General features: G+C 66.6%; 20 protein-coding genes and 1 pseudogene. 14 read left to right on the top strand and 7 right to left on the bottom strand.

The genetic code is table 11. From position 1 onward, the window contains the following. The first annotated feature begins 547 nt into the window (after positions 1-547). Complete coding sequence (locus tag IE107_RS15505; protein ID WP_189544324.1) at positions 548-1039, top strand: GNAT family N-acetyltransferase; 492 nt, start codon at positions 548-550, stop codon at positions 1037-1039. A gap of 53 nt (positions 1040-1092) precedes the next feature. Here IE107_RS15505 and IE107_RS15500 read toward each other — a convergent pair whose 3' ends face one another. Together IE107_RS15500 and IE107_RS15495 are read right to left on the bottom strand one after the other, a co-directional pair. Next, positions 1093-1905, bottom strand: coding sequence for a hypothetical protein (locus IE107_RS15500; RefSeq protein ID WP_189544323.1), 813 nt, complete (start codon positions 1903-1905; stop codon positions 1093-1095). Next, on the bottom strand, positions 1902-2453 hold the full coding sequence (locus IE107_RS15495; RefSeq protein ID WP_189544322.1) for a SigE family RNA polymerase sigma factor: 552 nt from the start codon (positions 2451-2453) through the stop codon (positions 1902-1904). The genes IE107_RS15500 and IE107_RS15495 overlap by 4 nt, the downstream gene beginning before the upstream one ends. Positions 2454-2686: 233 nt before the next feature. Here IE107_RS15495 and IE107_RS15490 point away from each other — a divergent pair, with 233 nt between their 5' ends. The 6 genes from IE107_RS15490 to IE107_RS15465 all read left to right on the top strand — a co-directional run bounded on the left by IE107_RS15490 (position 2687) and on the right by IE107_RS15465 (position 13791). Then, entirely contained in the window at positions 2687-6121 is a 3435-nt protein-coding gene (locus IE107_RS15490) for a S8 family serine peptidase (RefSeq protein WP_189544321.1), read from the top strand. A 339-nt stretch (positions 6122-6460) separates the two neighbouring features. Beyond that, positions 6461-7990 carry an ATP-binding protein gene (locus tag IE107_RS15485; protein WP_189544320.1) on the top strand — a complete coding sequence of 510 codons (1530 nt, stop codon included), beginning with the start codon at positions 6461-6463 and terminating at the stop codon, positions 7988-7990. A gap of 48 nt (positions 7991-8038) precedes the next feature. Next, positions 8039-10948, top strand: coding sequence for a Z1 domain-containing protein (locus IE107_RS15480; RefSeq protein WP_189544319.1), 2910 nt, complete (start codon positions 8039-8041; stop codon positions 10946-10948). Between the two features lie 14 nt (positions 10949-10962). Then, entirely contained in the window at positions 10963-11385 is a 423-nt protein-coding gene (locus tag IE107_RS15475) for a very short patch repair endonuclease (RefSeq protein WP_189544318.1), read from the top strand. A 109-nt stretch (positions 11386-11494) separates the two neighbouring features. Continuing rightward, positions 11495-12505, top strand: coding sequence for a DNA cytosine methyltransferase (locus tag IE107_RS15470; protein ID WP_189544317.1), 1011 nt, complete (start codon positions 11495-11497; stop codon positions 12503-12505). A 92-nt stretch (positions 12506-12597) separates the two neighbouring features. Continuing rightward, the gene (locus IE107_RS15465; RefSeq protein WP_189544316.1) at positions 12598-13791 is read left to right on the top strand and encodes a DNA cytosine methyltransferase; all 1194 of its coding nucleotides are present in this window, start codon (positions 12598-12600) and stop codon (positions 13789-13791) included. A 53-nt stretch (positions 13792-13844) separates the two neighbouring features. On the opposite strand, the gene IE107_RS15460 is transcribed toward IE107_RS15465, so the two are convergent. Together IE107_RS15460 and IE107_RS15455 are read right to left on the bottom strand one after the other, a co-directional pair. Then, positions 13845-15803, bottom strand: a complete 1959-nt coding sequence (locus tag IE107_RS15460) for an ATP-binding protein (RefSeq protein WP_189544315.1) — start codon at positions 15801-15803, stop codon at positions 13845-13847. Positions 15804-15954: 151 nt separating this feature from the next. After that, positions 15955-16611, bottom strand: coding sequence for an ATP-binding protein (locus IE107_RS15455; protein WP_308434227.1), 657 nt, complete (start codon positions 16609-16611; stop codon positions 15955-15957). Positions 16612-16814: 203 nt separating this feature from the next. Here IE107_RS15455 and IE107_RS15450 point away from each other — a divergent pair, with 203 nt between their 5' ends. The 4 genes and pseudogenes from IE107_RS15450 to IE107_RS15435 all read left to right on the top strand — a co-directional run bounded on the left by IE107_RS15450 (position 16815) and on the right by IE107_RS15435 (position 19334). Then, complete coding sequence (locus tag IE107_RS15450) at positions 16815-17663, top strand: helix-turn-helix domain-containing protein (protein ID WP_229866937.1); 849 nt, start codon at positions 16815-16817, stop codon at positions 17661-17663. Next, positions 17660-17851 (top strand): DUF397 domain-containing protein, encoded by a 192-nt coding sequence (locus IE107_RS15445; RefSeq protein WP_189544314.1) that lies wholly within the window; start codon positions 17660-17662, stop codon positions 17849-17851. The genes IE107_RS15450 and IE107_RS15445 overlap by 4 nt, the downstream gene beginning before the upstream one ends. Before the next feature lie 369 nt (positions 17852-18220). Beyond that, a pseudogene (locus IE107_RS36115) lies at positions 18221-18583 on the top strand (DUF6879 family protein); the annotation flags it as partial. A 196-nt stretch (positions 18584-18779) separates the two neighbouring features. Then, positions 18780-19334 carry a hypothetical protein gene (locus IE107_RS15435; protein ID WP_189544350.1) on the top strand — a complete coding sequence of 185 codons (555 nt, stop codon included), beginning with the start codon at positions 18780-18782 and terminating at the stop codon, positions 19332-19334. 6 nt (positions 19335-19340) lie between these two features. On the opposite strand, the gene IE107_RS15430 is transcribed toward IE107_RS15435, so the two are convergent. After that, a complete protein-coding gene (locus tag IE107_RS15430; protein ID WP_189544313.1) occupies positions 19341-20375 on the bottom strand; it encodes a helix-turn-helix domain-containing protein in 1035 nt (344 codons plus the stop codon). 390 nt (positions 20376-20765) lie between these two features. On the opposite strand from IE107_RS15430, the gene IE107_RS15425 reads away from it, so the two are divergent. Then, positions 20766-20972, top strand: coding sequence for a hypothetical protein (locus IE107_RS15425; RefSeq protein WP_189544312.1), 207 nt, complete (start codon positions 20766-20768; stop codon positions 20970-20972). Next, positions 20959-21468 (top strand): DUF6879 family protein, encoded by a 510-nt coding sequence (locus IE107_RS15420; protein WP_189544311.1) that lies wholly within the window; start codon positions 20959-20961, stop codon positions 21466-21468. The genes IE107_RS15425 and IE107_RS15420 overlap by 14 nt, the downstream gene beginning before the upstream one ends. Positions 21469-21499: 31 nt before the next feature. Here IE107_RS15420 and IE107_RS15415 read toward each other — a convergent pair whose 3' ends face one another. Both IE107_RS15415 and IE107_RS15410 read right to left on the bottom strand, forming a co-directional pair. Further along, the gene (locus IE107_RS15415; RefSeq protein WP_189544310.1) at positions 21500-21859 is read right to left on the bottom strand and encodes a hypothetical protein; all 360 of its coding nucleotides are present in this window, start codon (positions 21857-21859) and stop codon (positions 21500-21502) included. 14 nt (positions 21860-21873) lie between these two features. Next, positions 21874-23127 carry a helix-turn-helix transcriptional regulator gene (locus tag IE107_RS15410; RefSeq protein WP_189544309.1) on the bottom strand — a complete coding sequence of 418 codons (1254 nt, stop codon included), beginning with the start codon at positions 23125-23127 and terminating at the stop codon, positions 21874-21876. Between the two features lie 543 nt (positions 23128-23670). Between IE107_RS15410 and IE107_RS15405 the strand changes: the two genes are divergently transcribed. After that, the gene (locus IE107_RS15405) at positions 23671-23808 is read left to right on the top strand and encodes a hypothetical protein (RefSeq protein WP_189544308.1); all 138 of its coding nucleotides are present in this window, start codon (positions 23671-23673) and stop codon (positions 23806-23808) included. Positions 23809-23819 lie beyond the last annotated feature (11 nt).

Raw genomic sequence — 23819 nt, 5'->3', positions numbered from 1 at the left:
AGGCGGACCTTCTTCGCCGCCACATCCGCCTTCACCTTGCGGAAGCCAGGGGCCTGGGCGGGGGACGGCTTCACCGGGGCCGTGTACCGCTGCGCGACCAGGCGGGAGACGGCCGCGTTCCCCGCCGCGCGCTGAAGACGTTGCAGACTCCGGCGGTCAGGGGCAGGCCGGTCGCCCCGTGGGCGCTCCGGTGCCGTCGTCGTACGGGAGACGTCGGGATGAGCGGAAGGATGAGCGGGAGAGGGGCGGGCAGAAGAGGGATCCTTCTCCGGAACCGCCTTCATCCGCCCTCCCGGCCGCACATGTCCCCTGTCCCCGTCCCAGGGTGTGCTCAGTGCCCGCGCGGTACGCAGGACAGGCGCACCGCGGTCGGGGGCAGCGCCCGGCGGCACGTACAGCACCAGGACATTGCCTGATCGGGCAGCGGCCGGTGCACGGATGAGCGGGCGGCCGAACGTCCACTCCGACAATCCACGCGGCCACCGACCCCGGAGCCGCACGAACAAATGAAATCCACCGAACGACCCGAAATCCGTATGGTTCTGCCATGCCCGAGCTCCAGCGCCTCCGCCCCGACCACGCGCCCGCCCTGTTCGCATTCGAGCAGGAGAACCGCACGTACTTCGCCGCTTCCATTCCGGACCGGGGCGACGCCTACTTCACCGAATTCGACGCCCGCCTCACCGCCCTCCTCGCCGAACAGGCCTCCGGACTCTGCCACTTCCACGTCCTGGTCGACCCCGAAGGCGAGATCCTGGGCCGCTTCAACCTCGTCGATGTGGCGGACGGCTCCGCCGAACTCGGCTACCGCGTCGCCAAGAAGGCCACCGGCCGGGGCCTGGCCACGGCCACCGTCCACCGGTTGTGTGCCCTGGCCGTCGAGGAGTACGGCCTGACCACACTGCGGGCATCCACCACACTCGACAACCCGGCCTCGCAAGCGGTCCTGACCCGTACCGGCTTCGTCCCCACCGGAGAACTCCTGCTGGACGGGCGCCCAGGGATCGGTTACGTGCGGAGTACGGCGGCCGAGGCCTGAGAGCCTGTCGGGGCGCCGAGGTCCGCGGGCCGGACCTCGGGCCGTGCCACGGGTCAGAACTTCCAGGCGGGGTCGTTCGCGATCTTCAGCATCGCGGTGGTGTCCAGCTGCGGCTGTGACCGCGCGTCGCGCGTCGCCTTCGCGTCCGGCCGGCCGGCCCACTGCTGAAGGGTCACCGTTCGGCCGTCCTTGCGCAGCACCCGGACGTACGAGGACGGCTGTCCGTCCCGGGGGAGCCGCAGCGTCACGGCCTCCGCCCGTGCGCCGTCGGGGAGTTCGACCACCTGGCAGTCGCTCGTCGGGGCGGTGTCGCGCGGAGCCGGTGCGCCCGGCCGGGGTGCGACCTTCGGCATCGTGATGCTCGCGCAGAGCGGCACCTTCGGGGCCTTGGCCGTGTATTCCGCTCCGCCGACGAACTCCACCGGGCCGGTGCCGCTGTCCCACTGCACGCGGTAGGTCCGGCCGGGGAAGTCTCCCTCCCGGACGGTCGCCTCACCCGGCGGGAGCAGCCCGACCAGGGTGCCGGCGAGCTGCTTGCTGCTCCACCGGGTCGTGTGCTCGGTGCCCGGCCCGAAGGAGTCGGGCCGCAGGGTCTTTGGCGCCGCGCTGTCGGCCGCGGCGGGCACCAGCGGGCCGACGAGCGGGTCGGCCGCGGCCGACGGGGTCGTGCCCGGGTCGGCGCCGGGCGTGACCAGTGCCAGGGCGGCCACCGCCGCCCCCGCGGTCAGGCCCACTCCGGCAAGTGCTCCGCGGCGGCGGACACGGCTGCGTCGCCCGGCCGCGACCGCGGTGTCGACGCTGGTCCGCAGGGGCGGCTCGTCATGGAGCCCGGCCTCCAGAAGGGCCTTGACCTCGTGGTTGTTCATCGCAGTACGACCTTCTCTCGGGTGGAATCTGCCGGAGGGGCGAACGCCCCGAACGTGTCGGAGTCCGCGTCGTCCCCCAGGAGGGAGCGCAGGCGGGCCAGTGCCCGTGCGGTGTGGCTCTTCACCGTGCCGGTGGAGCAGCCCATGGCCGCGGCGGTCGCGGCGATGTCCAGATCGGCCCAGTAGCGCAGCACCACGACCGCCCGCTGCCGTGGCGGCAGGACGGCCAGCGCGGCGCGCACCTGGAGTCCCAGTGCCGGGTCCGCGCAGGGCTCGGCGCGGTCGGGCAGTACGCATGAGGGCTGTTCGCGACGCCAGCGCCGCCGCATGTGGTCGACGCAGGCCCGGGTCAGTACCCGGTGGGCGTACGCCTCCATGTTCCGTATCTGGCGCCGCCGCCCCCACACGGAATACAGCTTCGCCAGTGCCGTCTGCGTGATGTCCTCGGCGTGGTGCCAGTCACCGCACATCAGATAGGCGGCGCGGCGCAGGTGCACCAGCCGCTCCTGGGCGAAGCCGCGGAATTCCTCCAGGTCACCGGTACGCAATGCGTGCCTCCGTTCGTCTCTGCCCCCTTCGACGGAGTGGGCCGGGTGCGGGGATGTCACGGGTCGTGAGATCTCTCCGAATAATTTTTTCTGACGTCCCGTGACCTCCCCGCGCCCCGTCCGCTCCGTCGTTCCTGTCGAGACATGGGAGCAAGCGGCGCCCGCGTCCGGAGCGCCCGCCCGTGTGATGCGGGCGGACGCTCCCGCGGTGCCGCGCGATCGAGAGGACACGTATGCGAGGCATACGTACGGCAGGCCCGCCGGCCGCCGTCGTACTGGGCGCACTGCTGATCGGCACGGCGGCCGCACCGCCGGCCGGGGCGGCCCCGCCGCGCGCGGCCACGGCGGCCGGGGCGGGGTCCGTGGTGAACGTGACGCTCGTCACGGGTGACAAGGTCACCGCCCGGGTCGGCGCCGACGGCACGGTGTCCGTGGTCGCGGTACGACCCGGCCCCGGGCGCGAGGACATCGCGTTCACCCAGCAGGGCACAGGCGATTCGGTGTCGCTGGTGCCGCAGGACGCGGTGGCGCCGCTGCGCGCCGGGCACCTGGATCCGCGTCTGTTCGACATCACGGGGCTCGTGGCCCAGGGGTACGACGACGCCCACAGCCCGCAGTTGCCGCTGATCGTCACCTACGACAAGGAGGCTGGCGAGAGAGCCGCTCCGCAAGTGTCGGCCGGGGCGACGGTCGTGCGCGCCCTGGCGAGCGTGCACGGCGCCGCGTTGCGGGCCGACAAGAAGCGGGTGTCCCAGGTCTGGAAACAGTGGGGCCCCGCCGCGTCGCAGCGGAAGTCGGCGGCCGCCCTCGCCCCGGGCGTGGCCAAGGTGTGGCTCGACGGCAGGGTCGGCGCCAGCCTGGACCGCAGCACGGCCCAGGTCGGTGCGCCGCAGGCTTGGAAGTCCGGCTGGACCGGAAAGGGTGTGAAGGTCGCGGTGCTGGACACCGGCATCGACTCCACGCACCCCGACTTCTCCGGCTCGGTCGGCGAGTCGGCGGACTTCACGCAGGGCAACGACGCCGTCGGCAGCGGCGCCACCGACGGCGACGGTCACGGCACGCACGTGGCCTCCACCATCGCCGGGGACGGCACCGCATCCGACGGCCGCTACCGGGGCATGGCCCCCGACGCCGAACTGCTGGTCGGCAAAGTGCTGGACGACAACGGCGGCGGGCAGGAGTCGTGGGTCCTCCAGGGCATGGAGTGGGCCGCGGCGCGGGCGCCCATCGTCAACATCAGCCTGTCCGGCGCCGTCACCGACGGAACCGATCCTCTCTCGCAGGCCGTCGACAACCTCTCCGCGAGCCACGGCACGTTGTTCGTCGCGGCGGCCGGCAACCGCGGACGCCCCGGTACGGTCAGCACGCCCGGTACGGCCGATGCCGCACTGACCGTGGGCGCCGTCGAACGCAACGACGCGCTCGCCGACCTGTCGAGCCAGGGGCCGCGCCTGGGCGATCACGCGGTGAAGCCCGACCTGACGGCGCCGGGCATCGGCATCGTCGCGGCCCGCGCAGCCGGCACCGGCGGCGGCAACCCGGTCAACGACCGCTACACCGCCCTGTCGGGCACCTCGATGGCCGCGCCGCACGTCGCCGGCGCCGCCGCACTGCTCGCCCAGGCCCATCCGGACTGGAAGGGACCGCAGCTCAAGGCCGCACTGACCTCCTCGACGAAGCCGATCGCCGGGCAGGGGGCGTACGAGCAGGGCGCCGGACGCCTGGACGTGGCGCGGGCCACCGCCCAGAGCGTGTACGCCACCGCCGAGGACACCGGCGTGTACTTCACCGACCCGAAGGCCACCGAGCCGGTCACCCGCACCGTCACGTACCACAACACCGGCACGGCGAAGGTCTCCCTCACCCTGGCCGCCGCCACCACCGGCCGGGCCGGCGAGCCCGGACCGAAGGGGCTGCTCACCGTGGAGCCGACCGGTCTGACCGTCCCCGCCGGGGGCACGGCCCGGGCCACGGTCACCATCGACCCGGCCGCCGCGGCGGCCGGCACCTCCTTCAGCGGACGCCTGACCGCGACCGCCGAGGACGGCACCGTGGTGACCGGCCCGGCCTTCGCGGTCACCAAGGAGGCCGTACACCACAAGGTCACGGTCAAGGCCGTCGACCGCAACGGCGCGCCCCTCGGCCCGGGCTCACGCGAACAGGGCTTCTCCTCCGTACAGTTGACGAACCTCGCCGACGGCCGGACGTTCAGCCTCACCTTCAGCGACGGCACGGCCACCGCACGCGTGCCGGAGGGCCGCTACAACCTGGGCGGCACCCTGGTCACCCCCGGAACCGACACCGCCGCACCCACGTCGACCATGTTCCTCCAGCCCGAACTGGACGTCCGCCAGGACCGTGAACGCACGGTGGACGCCCGGCAGGGCAAGCCGATCACCGTCGCCGTCCCGGACCCCGGGGCGAAGCCCTACTCGCTGTCGGCCGGCTACTGCTACCGCCGGGCCGAGGACAAGACGTGCACGGACCAGGGCGCCCTGCTCGGCAGGCCCGGACGGCTCTACGTCGTACCCGGGGAGCAGGTGTCCGACGGCACGCTCGGCTTCTACGTCCGCAGCATCCAGAACGGCGCGCGGGCACCGAAGGGACGCCTGCCCGACCACTACGACCTGCTGCTGCTCACCACCGGTTCCCTCCCCGACCCGGCCTTCCGCCTCGCCCGCGAGGACCTGGCCGCCGTCAGGAACGACTACTACGCGCAGCAGCCCGGTACCGCCGGAAGCACGTCCAGCTGGCCCACCGAGTCCGGTCTGGGCGGGATGAGCATCGTCGAACCGGACTTCGCACTGCCCGCGGCACGCACCGAGTACCTCACCGTGCGCGGCCAGCATCGTGAGACATACTTCAGCCAGCAGGTCGGCGAGGGCGGCGAGTACCTGCCGCTGCCCGTCACCCAGACCGGCATCGTCTCGTGCAAGGCCGGCAGCACCTGCGTCGACCGATGGAACGCCGCCGTCATCGGCCCGGGCCTGGCGCCCGTCAAGAACGACGCGCCGTCGATCGGCCGCACCAGTGACGGCACCATCAGCGCGGAACCGCAGCTGTTCAGCGACGCGGCCCCCAGGCACTACGGCGGCCCGATGCCCGACTGGCTGCAGGACACCGTGCACATCACCCTGGCGAAGGACGGGCAGAAGCTCGGCTCCAGCGACTCCCCCAGGGCCACCTTCGCCGTCCCCGAGGACGCGGCCACCTACCGCCTGACCGCGCGGGCCACCCGCGAGGAGCCGTGGGCGTCGCTGTCGACGACTGTGGAGACGGCATGGACCTTCCGCTCCGCAGCGGTCGCACCCGGCCCCGACGGCGCGGTGCGCACCGACGCACTGCCGCTGGATGTCATACGCTTCATCGCCCCCGTCGACACCACCAACCAGACCGCCCGCACCAAGCACACGCTGACCGCGCGGGTGGAACGGCAGTCCGGCGCCGCGGCATCCGGGACCAAGAGCCTCACCGTGCAGGTCTCCTTCGACGACGGCGCGACCTGGCAGGACGCCCCGGTCACCTCGGACGGCACCGCGAGCCACCGCGTCACCATCACCCCACCCGCAGGCTCCGGCCCCTTCGTCTCTCTGAAGGCCACGGCACACAACACCGACGGCGGCACCGTGGAACAAACCATCCTGCACGCCTACCGCCTGGCCCCCTGACACCTGACACCTGACCGCGGCGAACCGCCCCGGGTAGCACCCCTTCCACTCCCCGAGCCGTCCCCGGCAGCCACTGCCGGGGACGGCTCCACGGGTACTGCGGACCGCCGCCGCCCTCGCGCCGGCCTGGATCGCACCGCCGATCCTGCTGCTCGGTTGCCTCAACCAGCGCGGATTCCTGGACTGATTCGAGCAGCGACCTCTCCGACTCCCCGGCAGGGGATTCGTCAACAGGATCCCCCCTGCCGCACCTTTGCAATATCATCACATTCCAACTACCCATCTCAGAGCCGCACGTCCGCACGCAGGGCTCAGCTCTGTGTGCGCGAGGAAGTTCGTATGTCGCCCTATCAGCCGTCCTCCGTCTGGCAGTTCGAGATCCCGACCTCCGGCAGCAAGCGGCTCCCGCCGGCGGCCCGCTATGTCGAATCACTGACACACCAGGGCTACGGCTTCGAGGCGGCCATCGCGGACCTCGTCGACAACTCCATCGACGCGGGCGCCCACAATGTCGTCGTGAGCTTCCTCCGGGACGAGGACCGTCTCGTCAGTCTGCTGGTCATCGACGACGGATGCGGCATGAACGACGAGTCCCTGGACACGGCCATGACCGTCGGCGGCCGCGAGGGGTACTCCGACACGGCACTCGGTCACTTCGGTGCGGGGCTCAAGGCCGCATCCCTCTCCCACGCCGAATCGCTCACCGTCATCAGCCGTACCAAGCGCAGCCCGTCGACCGGCCGTCGCTGGCTGACCGCGCGTGCCCAGGCCGACTTCACGTGCGACATCGTCGACCCGGGCTACTGCCAGGATCTCGTCGACCGCTACGACGGACTGATCGAGTGGCACGGAACGATCGTCCGCTGGGACCGGGTCCGCGCCTTCGACACCGTCACCACCGGTCAGGCCGACCGTTTCCTCAACGACGCGATCGAGAAGCTGGAGACCCATCTCGGGCTTCATCTGCACCGCTTCCTCGTCGGCGACGACTTCAACATCGACATCGTCGTCGAGGACGTTCGGACCAAAGAGGAGCTGGACCACCGCGGCGTCGAGCCGATCGACCCCTTCGGCTACCGCGTACCCGGCCGGTCCGGCTATCCCCGTACGTACACCGCGCCGATCGAAGGCGTCGGCGAGGTGGCGCTGACCGCCCACATCTGGCCGCCGAAGTCGCCCCTGGTCAGCTTCCGCGGCATCGGGCCGCTCGCCGAGCGCCAGGGTTTCTACATCTACCGCAACGACCGCCTCGTCCAGGCAGGCGGCTGGAACAGCACCCGCAGCGCGGAGGGCCACCTCGCCCTCGCCCGGATCGCCGTCGACCTGCCGAACGAGCCGAACGACGTCTTCAGCCTCACGGTGAAGAAGGACGGCGTGGCCGTCACCCCCGCGTTCGCCCGAGGCCTGGAACAGGCCACGGACGGGGCCGGACACACCTTCGGTGCGTACCTCCAGGAGGCGGAGACCACGTACCGGGAAGCCGCCAGGCGTGCCACCGAACCGCAGCGCAAGGCCGTGCTCCCGGCCGGCAAGGGCATCGATCCGAAACTCAGGCGCACACTGCGCGACGAGCTGCCGGAGCTCGACGGCGAGGATCCGATCACCTTCCGCTGGGACACGCTTCCGTCGGACGTCTTCTTCGAACTCGACCGGGAGAAGCGGGAGGTGAAGCTCAACAAGGAGTACCGGCAGGTCTTCAACGGCGACCGCCGCGGCGGCCTGAACGACGCGCCGGTGGTGAAGAGCATGCTCTACCTCGTGGTCAACGAGATCTTCCAGAAGGAGCGGGTCCGGGCCGTCCACACCGACAACGTCGCGCTGTGGAACAGCGTCCTGGTGACGGCCGCGCGCTGCGAACTCGCGCGCTGACCACCGATTCGTCGTCCTTCGCCCCCTCCCGAGGAAGCCGTTACCGCCATGACCGACAACCTGTTCAATCTGCACGGCGATGTCCTGGCCGCGATGCGGCGCGGTCCCAAGCACTTCACCAAACTGGTCTTCGTCCTCTCCGAGGCCGACGAACCCGCCGACACGGAGCTGAGCCACTTCCGGGACCGGATCGCCGCCGCCGGCCCGGGCGACGAGCTCAGCGCGCTCTGGCACCGCACCCTGACCACCTGGGACCTGGCGGAGCAGGCCGACTGGTCCACCGCCCCGCCGCGCACGGACGCCCGCCGCACCGACACGTACAACCGTCTCGGCTTCGGCGCCGATCTGCGCAAGGCACTCGACGAGGCGGTCCCGGTCTTCAAGGAGCCCGGTCCCACCGTCATCAGCAAGGAGTTCGCCTCCTGGTACTCCCGTGACTCCGCGGCCGCCCGATCCTTCTACTGGAACTCCTACGAGCAGCTCCTGCGCCGCAAGGGCTGGTCGGACGCCGCGGTCGCCGGCCTCGACGAGGCCAGCCACGCCGTGGTGGAACGCCTCTCCGATCCCACCCGCACCGAGGCGTACGGTGCCCGGGGCCTGGTCGTGGGCTACGTCCAGTCCGGCAAGACGGCCAACTTCACCGGGGTCGCGGCGAAGGCCATGGACGCGGGCTACCGCCTGGTCATCGTCCTCGGCGGCACCCTGAACCTCCTGAGGGGCCAGACCCAGCGCCGCCTGGACATGGAGCTGATCGGCCAGGAGAACATCCTGCGCGGCGCCGACCCGTCGGACCCGGACGCCCTGGTCGGCATCGACTACCAGGACGACGAGGACTGGCCGGCGAAGTTCGTCACCCACGGCCACCGCCCGTTCAACATCGAGCGCCTCACCACCCGGGACGACGACTACCGCAGCCTCCGGCAGGGCATCGGGGCCCTGGAGATCGAGAAACGCGAAAAGCACCTGCCGCTGTACGTCCCCGACAACCTGCACCGTGCGGCCGCCCGTGTCATGGTCGTCAAGAAGAACAAATCCGTCCTGACGAACCTGGTGAAGGACCTCAAGAAGATCGGCCCGATCCTCCGCGAAATCCCGACCCTGATCATCGACGACGAGTCCGACCAGGCGTCCGTGAACACGTCCGACCCGAAGAAGTGGGAGTCGGGCCGGACACAGCGCACCGCGATCAACGGTCTGATCTCCCAGCTCCTGGGCCTGCTCCCGCGCGCCCAGTACGTCGGCTACACCGCCACCCCGTTCGCGAACGTCTTCATCGACCCGAGCGACGGCGAGGACATCTTCCCGCGCGACTTCCTCATCTCCCTGCCGCGCCCCGTCGGTTACATGGGCGTGCAGGACTTCCACGACCTGGACGGCGAAGGAACGGCCGAGGAGACCCACGTCCGCGGCATCTACGACGACACGGGCGACCGCCTCCAGGAAGCCATGGACGCGTTCATTCTCACGGGTGCGCTGAAGCTGTACCGCGCCGACCGCGGAGTGCCCGAGGGCCCGTTCCGCCACCACACGATGCTGGTGCACGAGTCGGTGAAGATGGATGACCACGCGGACCTGGCGCTGCGCATCAACACCCTGTGGCACCAGGCGGGTTACACCTCCCACGAGGGCCACGCCCGCCTGGAGAAGCTGCTCGCCGACGACTTCGCCCACCACGCGGACGCCGACCTCCCTACCCCGTCCGCCTACGCGGATCTGCGCCCGTACGTCTCCCGCGCCCGCCAGCTCATCAACTCGGGCGGCAACCCGGTCGTGGTCGTCAACGGCGACACGGACCGCTATTTCTCCCAGATCGATCTGGACTTCGACCGGACCCCGAACGTCTGGAAGATCCTGGTCGGCGGCACGAAGCTCTCCCGCGGTTTCACGGTCAAGGGGCTCACCGTCACCTACTACCGCCGCACCACCCGCCAGGCCGACACCCTGATGCAGATGGGCCGCTGGTTCGGCTTCCGCCCCGGCTACCGCGATCTGGTCCGGCTCTACATAGGCCGCGAGGAACCCCTGACCAAGACGCAGACGGTCGATCTGTACGAGGCCTTCGAGGCGATCTGCCGCGACGAGGAGACCTTCCGCTCCCAGCTCTCGCGCTACGCCGCACTGGTCGACGGCAAACCACAGGTGACCCCCGCCCAGGTCCCGCCTCTGGTCTCCCAGCACCTGCCGTGGATCAAGCCGAGCGGCCGCAACAAGATGTTCAACGCGGAGCTGGTAGAGATCCGCTCACCGGGCCAGTGGGTGGAGCCGACCGCGTACCCGACGGACGGGGCGGACCTTCGGCACAACGCGGAGGTGTGGCGCCCGGTCCTGGATTCGCTGGGATCCATCCCCGTCACGTTGACGTGCTCGTCCATCGAGCACGGTCGCAACGACAGCTACGAGGCCCTGATCGGCACCATCGATCACGCCGCGCTACTGAAGGTCCTGCGCGATCTGCGTTGGTCCGCTCCCTCTCTGTTCTCGCCCCATCTGGAGTCCCTGATCACGGCCGGGGAGTCGGGCTCGGGCATCGATGACTGGTTGGTGATCACCCCGCAGCAGACCTCGGCCCGTCGCACGGAGGCGACGATCCTCGGTTCCCGCCCGCTGTCCCTGGCACACCGTGTCCGTCGCCGCGGCGATCTCTTCGGCGCGATCAGCGAGCCGAAGCACCGGGGGGTCGCTCTCCGGGTGGCGGGTGCCTCGGAGGACTCGGGGGACCCGCTCGTTGAGTCCTTGGTGCGCGAGCGTCGCGGCGCTCTGGTGCTCTATCCCGTGGTCGAGAGCGAACCGCGGCTGGCCGCCGACGGCTCGATAGACCCTCGGCACATGGTGATGGCCTTCTCCCTGGTCGCCCCGAAGTCGTCGGCCGCCAACGGGACGAGCCTGGTGCGCTTCCGAACCATCGATTCGGGCAGGAAGGATTTCGCGATCATCGATCGGCCGGACGACGGCGCGTAGGAGACTTGGCAGTGATGAGTACTGCGAAGCCTTCCTCCCCCAGCGTCTCCGCCCGAATGAGCAGACAGGCGAGCCGCGACACCAAACCGGAGGTCGCGGTCCGGAAGTTGCTGCACGCCTCCGGCTACCGCTACCGGATCAATGAGCGGGTGCCGGGTATGTCCCGGCGGACCATCGACATCGCTTTCACCCGGGCGAAGGTGGCGGTGATGATCGACGGGTGCTTCTGGCACGGATGCCCTGTTCATGCTACGCAACCGAAGTCCAACGCTGAGTGGTGGCGCGTGAAGCTCGAACGGAACATGGCACGGGACCGGGAGACGAACGAGCATCTGATCAGGGAGGGGTGGACGGTGCTGCGCTTCTGGGAACACGAGGCGCCTCAGGACGTAGCCGCACGCATTACTGCCATCGTCAACCCCCGGGGAAATCCGTGACATAGAGGCCACGCCATCCGTATGGCACAGCAAACACACAGGTCAGAACGATTGTCAGACCCTCCCGCTAGCCTCGACCGCAAGTCGACTACGTGGGGGAGGCAACGTCATGACGGACAGGAACGCTCTGACGTCGGTGGAAATTTGCGCTGGAGCCGGAGGGCAAGCGATCGGACTGGAGCAGGCTGGTTTCCAACACCTGGCCCTCGTCGAGTACAACAGCGACGCCTGCAGAACGCTTCGCCACAATCGACCGGAATGGAATGTCATAGAAAAAGACATTCGCGAATTCGATCCCGTTCGAGAACTCGCATCGACCGATACCGATCTTCTGGCAGGCGGAATTCCTTGCACTCCGTATTCAGTGGCCGGCAATCAACTGGGGTCCGATGACCCAAGGGACCTGCTGCCTGAAGCCATCAGACTAGTTGAAGCTCTGCACCCAAAAGCCGTGATGCTTGAGAACGTCTCGTCCCTGGCGAAGGGTTCAAAATTTGCTTACACACGGAAAGCCTTGACTGAACGTCTCGCGGAATTGGGCTATGCGGTGCAGATGCAGATCCTGGACGCACAGGACTTCGGCGTCCCCCAACGGAGAAAGCGCGCGTTAATAGTTGCCCTGCGTGAAGACATTATTCAAACATTCCAATGGCCCATCCGCCTTTGGGAACTGCCTCCAACCGTAGGCGAGACACTCGAAGAATCCATGGCTTCGAATGGATGGTCCGGCGCATCGGAATGGGCTCGCCTCGCCAATGGCATAGCTCCCACCCTTGTGGGTGGATCGACGAAGCATGGTGGCGGTGACCTCGGACCCGATCGCGCCAAGCAGGCGTGGTCGAGGCTGGCCGTGAACGGCGACGCCCTCGAACTCGCCCCCCCCGGCCCCGAGTTCCGCTTGCGGCACGGCGTGGGTCGAGGAGGCTGGAAAGGCTACCCGAAGCTTACGGCAGCACAGGCCGCGATGCTCCAGGGCTTCCCCCCGGACTGGCACTTCACAGGTAGCAAAACCGCCCGATACAAGCAGATCGGCAACGCCTTCCCGCCCCCCGTGGCCCGCGCAGTGGCAGCGTCTATCATGAGCACCTTGCTGGGCCCGCACACAGACAAGTCGACGTGATGACGCACGCCCCTCCAGACCAGCCGGATGAGCCATCGATCCAAGCCAAACCCGGCAGCCACCATCCGGCCAAGGTCTGTACTCTGTCTGGCATGACCGCCAGTACCACAGCCGAGTTCAACGTCGTAGATCTCTTCGCCGGCTGCGGCGGCTTTACGCAAGGATTCCACGAGTACGAGCCCGCGCCTGGGGGCGGCTCCCCCTTCCGTTCGATCGCTGCAGTCGAGTTCGACAGAGCTGCAGCCTCAACATATGCGGCCAATTTCGGTGAAGGCACCACCAACGACGGTGATGTTTTCCCGGGAGACATCAAGGAGTGGGATCCAACGCCCTACAAGGATCGCGTCGATGTCATCTTGGGCGGCCCGCCCTGCCAGGGTTTTTCTGGACTAGGAAAAGAGAATCCCCTGGATCCACGAAACAAACTGTGGCGCGAATACGTGAAGGTTGTTGCCGCACTAAAGCCGAAAATTTTCGTAATCGAGAACGTTGATCGCTTCTTTAATTCCCCAGAATATAAAGCCCTTCAGCGATCCAATCAGCGGGGCCTGCTTCGCAATTACAATCTTACTGAAGGAATTCTTAACTCCGCAGATTTCGGCGTCCCCCAGGCACGCAGAAGGGCTATTGTGATTGCCACACACAAGAGCCTGCCCCCCTTGAGTCACCCGACACCCACCCACGAAAAGAAGAACCCAAAAAAGGAACCCGAGCTCTTTGACTCATTCGGGCGAGCACCTTGGGTCAGCGTGGAAAGCATTTTCAAAAATACTGCATCTATTTCAACGACATCGTTGCCCGACAGGGAAGTGAAAATCCTAGGAGAGGTAGTCCCAGGAACCTATCGGACACGTGATCTGCACATTGGCCGAAATCCCACGCCTCTTTCCATAGCTAGATACGGCGCCATCGGGCCGGGCGGGAACAGGAATGACCTGAGGGAAAAGTGGGTGGTCATAGAAGGAAAGCGCACCCCCTTGTCCACCCCCAGTTGGGATGGTCACAACAAGGGATCTGGTGACGTGATGGGGAGACTTCGCATTGATTCTCCATCAGTTACGATTCGAACCGAGTTCTTCAAGCCAGAAAAGGGACGCTACCTGCACCCCACCGAGAATCGCCCGATCACGCACTACGAGGCCGCATTGATCCAGGGATTCCATGAAGAATTCCAGTGGTGCGGATCCAAGGTCCAAATTGCGCGACAGATCGGAAATGCAGTCCCAGTTGGCCTTTCGAAAGTGCTGGCAGAGCACATCTACAAGCACTTGTCTTTGCACCGCTAACGAAAGGGTTCCGTCGCCCAACCTCGGCGCGACGGAACCCTTTCGTTATTCTGCTACTGCGCGTTGGACCTACTACCGAACAGCCCGCCACCCTGGGTGAGGATGCGCTGCTCCACATTGACGAGCCCCAGCAGGGCCGCAGAAAGGGCCTGCGGCGTCAGCAGCTCACTGACATCCTCCCGGCCGATAGCTACAGCTTCGCCATTCTCGGTCCTGGCCACCAGAGTGCCGTTCAGGCTTTGTGCGTGAACGACGTGTGCAACAGCCTCCTCGCCGTAGACACGCTGCACCAATCTGCTGACGTTCTCCGCAGTCGCCTTTGGCCAAACGTTCTCTGACCAGTAGTTGAATTCCTGCTGAAACACCGGATGAGTCGCATTGAGATGAACGACCCCGCGGTGCTCAACTCCGTCGACATCTTGCGTCTCGTTTTGGGCGTAGCGGGCCAGGAATTTTGCCTCCTTGGGATCGAATGACTCCCACACGAAGGCAGGGTATCCACCCCTCATGAGTGCAGTGGTTCCCGGCGTGGTACCGCTGCGAGCCGGCAGCAGGATCCTCTTGGACGGCGAATCGCTCTTGCCGGAACTGGTGCCACGAACGCCTCCGCCCTGCTGTGGCCGCTTTCCCGCCACAGCAACTACCGAGCCAGCAGGAACGCCAAGGATATTGCCCGCGGCAGTGGTCACCATGCGGGAAGCCTTGAATCGAGAGTTGAGACGATCAAGAATTCGCGAGAGGTTCTTCCCCATCGAGCTCTCTGATCTGGAACTGCCCTGTGCGCGCGCTTCTTCCAGGGCCTGCTTCAGTTGCTCCGGGAAGTTGTCGAAGAAAGCGTCCCCCCACTCGTCCCACGGCAGCTCGGCGCCCCCCTTCGCCATGAGGATGTGCCGCGATGCCTGAGTCAACACACCCCATTCCGTCGGGCGGTTGTCACTGAAGACCGGGGGGCGGAGAATCAGCCACGTACGGCCCTTGATCTCATCGGTAATCCCAAACTGCCGGTACCGACTCTTGCTGTGATCGGCGTGGTAGGCCTCGCCCTGGTAGTCGACGACGACAACCGGATGCTGCTCGATGTAGTCGTTGGTTCCCTTGACAGGAGCATCAGGCTCCGCCACGTAGAACCATTCAGCAACGGTCCCGTGTTCATCGACAATCACTTCTCCGCTCAACGGAGTACCTGGGATGTAATGCCGCATCCCGTAGACGCGTCGAGGGCGCCACACCACGGATCCGCCGTCTGGCAAGCGAACTGTCTTGTCCTTGGTATCGCGTCGGCCGGTTTCCCCTTTTCGGTAGAGATCAACTACCGTGGTCTCTACTCGTTTCCCGCTATCCCGTACAGGAACGTCCATCAAACGTCCGTTCAAGTATCGAACGAGACCGTCCACGCTTTCGTTCCGCGCAGGCTCAGGGTCGCCCATCCAGGTATCACTGCGCTCAGATGCCCCAAGAAGGACCATGATGGTCCCGTGAGTCATCCAATCAGGTTTGATTCGACCCCAGTGACAGCCGTGCTCTTCGTCCTCGTACGGGGGAACCACGTCCTGTCGGCCAAGGTAGCTCTCACCGTCCTCCGCGTACACATCCCACTCGCGGAATGTATAGCTGTCACCTTCACGACGAATCCACACCATGTAGCCGTCGGGCTCAGTCTCGGTGTAGCTGATAACCACGACGCCGTACGGGTTCCATGGCAGCACCGACGACTTGAAACCTTGGCCAAAGTTCCCATCGACCCCAATCGGCTTCCCGCCGCCGCCAAAGGACGAAAGGAACACCAGGAGGTCATCAGGCGCCATCCCGGAACCGTCGTCCATGATCGTACGGCGCAACACACCCTGGCTCTCTGCCGCTTGCTCTTCGATTCCGAAGTGGATGACCGAAGCGCCGCTCTCTTCCGAATTCCGCCACGCTTCACGGGCCCACTGGTAGCGACCACCTGCCTCGTACGCCTGGCGAATCAGGTTTCCCACAGCCTCCGGGGGCACGTGGACACGCCTAGCCATGAGTGAATCTCCTCTGTTCTCCCTAGAGCTGGGCCCTAGAAAACGCGCAAGAGGTTGCCCCTTGCTGAGTTCACTCTAGCTAAGGCTCCCTCCCTTCGCACTCAGAATCTCTCAATTGCGTTCCATGAGCGGTTTTGTGACTGTCAGTCACTCACCTTGCGGTTACGGTTGATTCAAAGCGCATCTGGGCGCGGTCGAGCGCCGCGTCTGGGTCGCAACCGTGCGCGCAGAGCCAGTGCAAAAGATCAGCGATCAGTGCGATCGCCGTCTCCTGCTGGACCGCAAATCCAGCTCTCCCCTGCGCGCGGTCCATCGTCGCCGCACCCGCTCCGTAGAGGGTCAAACACGCCTCACTCCTGGTGACCCACGGTTGGTCGACGTGGCCGTTAGGTGAGGCGAGTTGGGTGGCCAGGTCGCACCAGACGAGCTTCGAGTCCGCCCCGAGGATGACGCCCCATCGGTCGGAAACCGCTTCCACCAGCGCCAGGCCGCGTCCCGTCTCCGCATCCAAGCCAACTGACATGCCCCTCGGGAGCTCTCGGGTATCCGGGTCTCGGAGTCCCAGCCGTAGACGTGTCCCATTCATCTCGACCACGAGCGTGCTCGGCGTCCCCGCGCCGACGTGCCTGATCACATTCGCCGCCAGCTCGCTCACGCAGATTTCGGCGGCATCGGCCACGTCCGACAGACCCCACAACCGCAGGTGCAGCCGAACGACGCGTCTCAGAGCAGCGACCTCTTCGGGCTCCGCCAGGAAGGGCAACTCCCAGGGCTTCCGCGTCATGCAACCGTCGATCCCGTTCGCCACGAGCACACGCCTTTCGCCGCGCCCGAGCCATCGCACACCTCACTTTCCGCAAGGAGTCGTGACTCACAGTTGGTCAGACTCAGAGAATGCCAACATCTCATCCCGATATGCAATGTGCACGGAGAGATTCCCTCTTTGGGGTGATTGGCCTTCGTCGTCGTTTCCGATGGGATGTAACTCCCGCTATCGAAAGAGGTGTTGAAGTGGCCGGTTCACCCACGGCCCGCCGTCGACGTCTGGCGATCGAGCTGAAGAAGCTCCGTGAGGAGAGTGGCCTGACCTGCAACCAGGTCGGCGAGGAACTCGACTGGAGCGGTTCCAAGGTCAATCGCCTGGAGACCGGCCAAGGTCGTGTGCAACCGTCGGACGTTGATGCGCTCTGCCGCTTCTACAACACCTCGGCCGAACTGCGGGCCCTGTTGCGGTCGCTCGCGAAGGACTCCAAGACCAAGGGGTGGTGGCACGCCCACGGCGACGCCATCCCCTCGTGGTTCTCCGTGTACGTGGGCCTGGAACAGGCCGCTTCCGGACTGCGCGGGTACCAGGGCGAGTTCGTTCCCGGGCTGCTCCAGACGCCGGAGTACGCGACGGAACTGAGCCGTGCTTCCGCCGAACACTCCCGCGAGGAGATCCGGCGTCTGGTCGAGGTGCGCATGCGCAGGCAACAACTGCTCGTCGCCGAGACGCCCCCGGACTTCTGGACCGTGATCCACGAGAGCGCGCTACGGCACGTCGTCGGCAACCGATCGGTGATGGTCGGGCAGCTCGAACGCATCGGGGAGCTCTGTGAGTTGCGCAACGTCACCGTTCAGGTTCTGCCCTATGAATCCGGCGCCTACCCGGCGACAGGCCCGTTCACGATTCTCGGATTCCCCGAGCAGGAGGACCCGGACGTCGTCTACCGAGAAGGCCTGACCGATTCGGTCTATCTGGAAGGAGCCACGGATGTCAGCCTGTACACCAAGGCGTTCGACCATCTCAGGGCTCTGGCCCTCGGCCCTGAGCGTTCGAGCGCGTTGATCCGCAAGATCCTTGAGGAGCACTCCCGATGAACCGATTCCCCTCCCCCGCTCGGTGGCGGAAGAGCAGCTACAGCAACGGCACGGGCGGCGAGTGCGTCGAGGTCGCGGACCTGGGATCGGCAGTCGACGTACGGGACTCCAAGCGGCCCCGTGAACCCCATATATCCGTGTGTCACGACACGTGGGAGCGGTTCGTCGCTTCTCTGCGCGCCCCGTAGGCTGGCATCCGGTCGGGCGCAGCGCCTACATCGGCAAGTGTCGACACTGCCCTGGCCATCGGTCGCCGTGCACCGGCCCAGGTGGACGCGGTCGAGCAGACACCTCGGGCTCGCGTCGCGTACTCCAGCTCCGCCATGGCTGCCCGGCCCACTACTACGGCAACTTCGGACAGGTCGATCTCCGCCACATGCACGATCAACACCGCATGTTCTTCAGCGAGTTGCTGATACAGCACAACGCCCTGCATTTCACTTGGCAACACAACGTGCCCGAACTCCTAGGCTGAGGTAGAACAGTGGATCTGATCACCAGCGCCCAGCGTGACGAGCTGTTCAACAGCTTCGAACGCGACGCATTACGGCTCGCCCATCGAAGACTCCCCGTACGCGCGATGGCGGAGGGGCGAAGCCGATGACTATGCGTGGCTCGACCCGTGGATGACACTCATGCGGCGGGTGACCGGCGAGGGCAGGACCGTACGCCGAGTCCGGGTGGTCAGCGAACCGCGCTCCCGATACGTCGAGTGGGAGAACTCGCTGACCCATCTCAACATCGAGGCCGGCGAGGACATCCGCTGGCTTCCTCGGCACCTGGTGCCCGGAGGCGTCACGTACCCCGTGTCGGGCAACGACTGGTGGCTGTACGACGACCGCCTGCTCGCAGTCGGCCACTTCGACGCCGAGGGGAGAGTCCTGGGCTCGGAGATCATCGAGGACCGCGACACCGTGGCCGAGTGCATCAAGGTGCGGGACCTGCTCTGGTCCGTAGCCGTCCCACACGCCGAGTACAAGCCTGGCCCATCAGTGAGCAGCAACGCACAAGAAGCACGCGCGTCTCGGACGACTTCGCGCTGTCGCAGAGACCATGCCCCGTATGAGGATGATCACCGTCCGCCCGTGAGCACGGCGGCAGATGGATGGGGCGGGTATGAGCGCAGGGTTCGGCATGGGTGCGGGCGCAGGTATGCGCAGCGGTCGCCGTGGTGTGTTGGGCGGGCTGGGGTCCGGGTTGCTGGTTCTGGCGCTGGTCGGGTGTGTGCCCGGGCAGTACGCGGATACGCCTGCCGTCACCGGGGTTTCGGATGCGGAGATCGTCGGGACCTGGCGGTGCATCGATGGGACGGAAGTCGCCATGCGGGCGGACGGTTCCGCCGTCGTGAAGCAACTCGACGGGCAGGAATTCGACTTCGACGATCAGTGGCGGATGTCCGGCACCGGTACGTGGGAGCTGACCGACCGGCCCATGGGCTGGAGCGACGGTCAGCACGTGTCCTTGCGCGTGACCCGGCGCACATCGTCGACGTGGCGCAAGCCGACGGACACGGCGGCGGGCGAGGCGGGTGGCGGCAGTGAGTCCAGGGCGCCCGCTCCGGGCTCGTACACCTGGACCCTGGAGCTGGAGCGCCGCAAGAAGGGGCTGGCCCTGTACTTCTTCTTCAGTGACCCCGACAGCCGCAACACGTACTACCTGGAGAAGGCGTGACAGCCGTCAGGCCTCGGCCGGTGGCGCCGTCGTCGGTGTTGTGTTGATCCTTGCGAAGCGTTCTCGCCACGGCAGGTGGTCGGGCTCCGGGGTGGGCGGTGCGGCGTACATCGTGTTCGCTGCGATCAGGCGGCACGGGGTGCATTCCGCCTCGTCCAGCACGGGGCGGAAGGTGTGCGGGTCGCCTGGGCCCTGGCATTCGACCAGTTCGCGAGGGCGTGTGGGGTCGTAGGACTGAGGGGTCGTGCGGGGTTCGGGGAGTTTCTGGGCGAGGCGGTAGCGGAGGAAGCCGACCGCCGAGCGCACGCCTTCTCTGGGGCGTTCGGCGAGCAGGGCCTGGCGCAGGTCGGACTCGCTCAGGCCGCGCTCCAGCCACTTGACCGCGTCGACGGCCAGGCCGGCGGCCTCGCGTACGCCCAGGTGCAGTTCGCGGCGGGAGTGGCGCAGGGAGAGCAGGACGCGTTCGGCGCGGGCCAGGAGGGCGGGGTCCGCGGGTGGGGGCGAGCGGTCCGGTTCGGGTGGTTCGGAGAGCCCGGAGGGCCTGGAGGGTTCGGAAGGCTCGGAGGGCTCGGAGGGCTTGGAGGGTGGGTGGGGAGTGGTTCTATCACTGTGGTCTTCTACCGGTTCATAGCCACCGGCCGTCCGGGCAGTCGGTTCGCCGACCGTCGGAATGTGCGCACCCGGTGGCACGGCGAAGGGCGAGGGGGCCGGTGAGGCTCCTCGTAATTGGATCGCCTGCTCACCCGACAGGGCGGTGTTCGCGACCAGTTGCTCGGTGATCCATCGGCCGCCTTCGGCCTGGCTGCGCCACTCGTGTACGTAGCCGTGCTCGACCAGTTGCCGCTTTGCCTTCTGGTACGCGCGGCCCTTGATGCCCAGCTTCCGGGCCAGTTCGCCCAAGGGCTCGAAGGTGGTGTGGTCGGGGAGGCCCTGTACGTACAGGAGCAGGATCTTCGCGTCGCTGTTCAGACGCGGGTGGCGGACGACATCGTTCGATGCCTTCGTATAGCGCGCAGAGGGCGCGATAGCATGACGCAGCATTTCCGGTGGGCTCTTCCACTGGTGGTGTAGGCCCTCGGATTGGTGTTGGCGCACCGCCGGGGGCTGCCCCATGTGCGCGTGAACACACAGAGCGTGATGACTTCGTCACCGTACCGCATCTTCGTAACCTGATACGCCCGTTGGGGAAACGGTGGCCCGATCGGGGGGCGCGTAGATCACTGCGCGAGTTCGAGTCGGGCGAGCCGCGTCCGCGATTCCGCGTGGTGTGCCCCTGTTCGGGCCCAGCATCTACTGGTTCACCGAAGACCAGGCAGGTGGAGGTACCCGAGGGGGCTTTCCCGTTCTGGAAAGGGTCAGTCCTTGACCCCACTGCGACCGCCTAGAGAACATCAACTGCTGACAGACGCCAGCCGATCCCAGGGGCGAACAGTGCTGCGGAAACTGACAGGCAGTCCGGACTGCAAGAACGGCACATGCCCGACCCTGTGGGCCACTGAGGACGAGAAGAACTACATCGTGCAGGGCTACGTCGTCGCCGATCCGGAGCGGCTCGCACAACTTGCCCTGCCAGAAGGAGAGATGGCCGTCGTAGTCCCGGCCGCCATGCTGGAGGAGTACTTCAATGCTCGCGGGTGAGGCTTTCGGGCAGCTCTTCGAGTCCTTCGAGCAGTCCGCCTTCCGGCTGGAGACCCTCGCCGTGTACGACGTCGAGGAAGAGGCCGAGGAGGTGGCGCGGTTCCTGGCCGGCGAGCCGATGGGCCCGGAGTGGGACGACAACCCGTGGGTCCGTGCGATGACCACCAGGGGCAAACAGGTCCCCCGCGTACACGTACTGACGTCGCCGCTCACCGACTATCTGCGCTACGAACTGGCTGCGTACCCCGGCAACATCACGGCAGGCGAGACCATCGGCATCATCGATCGTGCTGAGCAGGACGTGTCCGACCTCCCTGATCACGACTTCTGGTTGTTCGACGATCAGGACGTGTACCGGATGCACTACACACCCGTGGGCGCCTTCATCGGCGCCGAGCTGCTCCCTGCCCACAGACTCACCGAATACCAGGGCTACCGCGATCACGCCCTGGCCGAAGCAGTGCCGTTCGCGGACTACTGGGAGCAGCACCACTGACCGGTGATCCGGTGGCCTGCAAGGTCCGCGGCTACGCCTTCTCGATGGCCTCGAAGATGTCGGCATCGGTTTCCTGCTGCCAGGAAGGGAGTTCGGGCCAATCGGCCACGTAACCCGGCTTCGGGTTTTCGAAGTGCTTGAACATCTGAGCCGTCCAGCAGATCGCGACGAACCGGCTCTTCTGCTCACGTGACAGCCTCGACGCGTGGCCGCCGCTGATCTCGATGAACTGGCGGACTTGATCGTAGACGGCTCCCGCGGCCTCGCGCTCCCACTGAGGGGTGTCGTCCCACGGAGTGACATAGCCGGGCTTCGGCTCCCCCGGGAAGTGTCGGTGCACTCCCGCAATCCAGGATTCCCGGAACAGTCGTGCACCCTCGGTCTGCGACATGCCAACCTCTCTCGTCACGGCGTGCTCAGCATGGCGATCTCCGCTCCCATGTCCGCCACGCGGTGGTCACGACCCAAGGGACCGAACTCGTCGCACAGGGCTTGGAGTCTACGGGCGACGTATCCGGAGGACGATGCTCGGGCCAGGCCGATGGCTTCCCGGCCATACGCGACGACCTGTTCGGCATCCCGCCGCTTCGCGCCGATTGCTGCCAAATCGGTGAGAACCACACCTCGTCGCCGGTACGACTGCCCTGGCGTCAGAGCAAGTTGCTCCAGAGCTTCGTTCAGGGCCTCCTCGGCCAGATCAAGTCGGCCGAGCTGTGCGTAGCGCGACCCCCGTTCCTCTGCCAGCCGCGCGCCGTCGAAACGGAGCCATCCGCCGTTGACGCTGTCCGCTCCGAGTTCGCGGACGGTCTCCGCCTGGTCCATCGCGCGCTCGCACGCGTCCAGGTCGCCGAGACCGGCGTACGCCTCGGCCTGGACCGAAGCAACCCACTGCCGGGTCGAGAGACTGCTGTCGCCCCGGACGGCCAGCCGCGCCGCTGCGACCAGCATCTGCTCCGCCTGGCGATAACGCTGCTCGGACATGTCTACGTAGGCATGCCGGACGAGTGCGCACGCCCACAGGTCGTACGCCTCGGCATCCTTGCTGACGGATGCAGCCAGAGAGTAGGAAGCAGCGGCGTCGGAGTATCGGTTTCCGTCGAACGCCACCTCACCGGCCAGTTGGAAGAGGTCGGCAGCCGCGCTCAGAAGGGGGCGGCCGCTTCCTCGGATACCGGCCAAGGCTTCGTTCAGAGTCTTCAGTTGGTCGCGGACAACGGGGTAGACGGAGCCCTTGGAGCGAGCCAATTGGTAGACCTGCCAGAGATGACTGTTCATACGTGCGAAGTCGCGAGGCATCCCCCTGCGGACGCCCTCCGCCAGGGCCTCGGCCTCTTCAATCGGCAATGCGGTCAATGCACCGCTGACCGTCAGTATGCGGAGGAATTCACGGCGGATCATTTCGTCGGAGTCTCCCGCGTTCGAGGGTGCACTGGACTGGTGTCGGGCGATCTCCTGACCTGCGGGTCGTGGCTGCGCCAGAAGGAAATCCAGCTCTTGGAGGCTGATCTCAAGGGCGGCTGCCAAGCCTCGCCTCTGGGGCGGCTGGGGATCGATCTTGCCACTCTCCCAGCGTCCGACCGTCGTGCGGTCCACACCAAGTAACTGGGCCAGTTTTTCCTGACTGTAGCCCAGCGTCCTGCGCCGTTCCGCCAGTCCCATGACACTCCTCTCCTGCAATTTTGGCCCCATCGGCGTCCGTGCACGGATCTGCGTCAAGACTGCCGCATCAATGCCGTGGAGGCCCCCGACTCGGCGCGGTTTCCTGGGTGTTGTCACAAACGACGTGCGTTGAGAACTGCGGAAGGGGGCGGACATGGCAACGCGGAACAAGGCTGGAAGTCACGGATCCGAAAGGGACTCGCGGGCGGCGGACCTGGAGACCGAACACCGAGTCCTGATGACACTTCGGGTGTCCCGCGACTCCGGGCGCTCGTGGTCGCGGACGACGAGCTTGAGGGAGGGCGACCCCTTCATCATCCTGTCGAACCCCGGACGCTTTCCCCCATGCCAGTGCCCGCGCTGTTGCGACTCCTCGGCGGCCTCACACAGTGCACTCCGTCCGGCGGTAGCCGAGCCGGAGATGGCTCAGCGGATTTCGCATCGCACCTGCGGATGAACCCGCTCGCAGCTCTCCAGTTCGCCCAAATCCAGTCTTCCCACCGGGTCTCCGGCGGGAATTACCCAAACAGAATGGGAAGCTCGATGACGGAAGAGAACACCGGTCCGGTGACCTACGAGGGCGGTGGCCTGCTCGTCGCCAAGCGGAGGATCGTGGCCGCTCGCACTCGCACTGAGCAGGAGTCCGATGTCAGCGGCGGCCGTTCCGACGGCAACGATTGATCAGGCCGCCC

It is taken from the genome of Streptomyces gelaticus (assembly GCF_014649535.1).
In the GTDB taxonomy this organism is placed as follows: Bacteria; Actinomycetota; Actinomycetes; order Streptomycetales; family Streptomycetaceae; genus Streptomyces; species Streptomyces gelaticus.
The sequence above is the reverse complement of the archived record's forward strand: the minus strand, read 5'-3'. Positions and strand labels throughout refer to the sequence as shown.

Excerpts from the sequence above, each read along its gene's own strand:
- IE107_RS15505 (WP_189544324.1), top strand. The coding sequence starts at position 548 with ATGCCCGAGCTCCAGCGCCTCCGCCCCGACCACGCGCCCGCCCTGTTC.
- IE107_RS15500 (WP_189544323.1), bottom strand. The coding sequence starts at position 1,905 with ATGAACAACCACGAGGTCAAGGCCCTTCTGGAGGCCGGGCTCCATGAC.
- IE107_RS15490 (WP_189544321.1), top strand. The coding sequence starts at position 2,687 with ATGCGAGGCATACGTACGGCAGGCCCGCCGGCCGCCGTCGTACTGGGC.
- IE107_RS15485 (WP_189544320.1), top strand. The coding sequence starts at position 6,461 with ATGTCGCCCTATCAGCCGTCCTCCGTCTGGCAGTTCGAGATCCCGACC.
- IE107_RS15480 (WP_189544319.1), top strand. The coding sequence starts at position 8,039 with ATGACCGACAACCTGTTCAATCTGCACGGCGATGTCCTGGCCGCGATG.
- IE107_RS15475 (WP_189544318.1), top strand. The coding sequence starts at position 10,963 with ATGAGTACTGCGAAGCCTTCCTCCCCCAGCGTCTCCGCCCGAATGAGC.
- IE107_RS15470 (WP_189544317.1), top strand. The coding sequence starts at position 11,495 with ATGACGGACAGGAACGCTCTGACGTCGGTGGAAATTTGCGCTGGAGCC.
- IE107_RS15465 (WP_189544316.1), top strand. The coding sequence starts at position 12,598 with ATGACCGCCAGTACCACAGCCGAGTTCAACGTCGTAGATCTCTTCGCC.
- IE107_RS15460 (WP_189544315.1), bottom strand. The coding sequence starts at position 15,803 with ATGGCTAGGCGTGTCCACGTGCCCCCGGAGGCTGTGGGAAACCTGATT.
- IE107_RS15445 (WP_189544314.1), top strand. The coding sequence starts at position 17,660 with ATGAACCGATTCCCCTCCCCCGCTCGGTGGCGGAAGAGCAGCTACAGC.
- IE107_RS15435 (WP_189544350.1), top strand. The coding sequence starts at position 18,780 with ATGAGCGCAGGGTTCGGCATGGGTGCGGGCGCAGGTATGCGCAGCGGT.
- IE107_RS15430 (WP_189544313.1), bottom strand. The coding sequence starts at position 20,375 with ATGCTGCGTCATGCTATCGCGCCCTCTGCGCGCTATACGAAGGCATCG.
- IE107_RS15420 (WP_189544311.1), top strand. The coding sequence starts at position 20,959 with ATGCTCGCGGGTGAGGCTTTCGGGCAGCTCTTCGAGTCCTTCGAGCAG.
- IE107_RS15415 (WP_189544310.1), bottom strand. The coding sequence starts at position 21,859 with ATGTCGCAGACCGAGGGTGCACGACTGTTCCGGGAATCCTGGATTGCG.
- IE107_RS15410 (WP_189544309.1), bottom strand. The coding sequence starts at position 23,127 with ATGGGACTGGCGGAACGGCGCAGGACGCTGGGCTACAGTCAGGAAAAA.
- IE107_RS15405 (WP_189544308.1), top strand. The coding sequence starts at position 23,671 with ATGACGGAAGAGAACACCGGTCCGGTGACCTACGAGGGCGGTGGCCTG.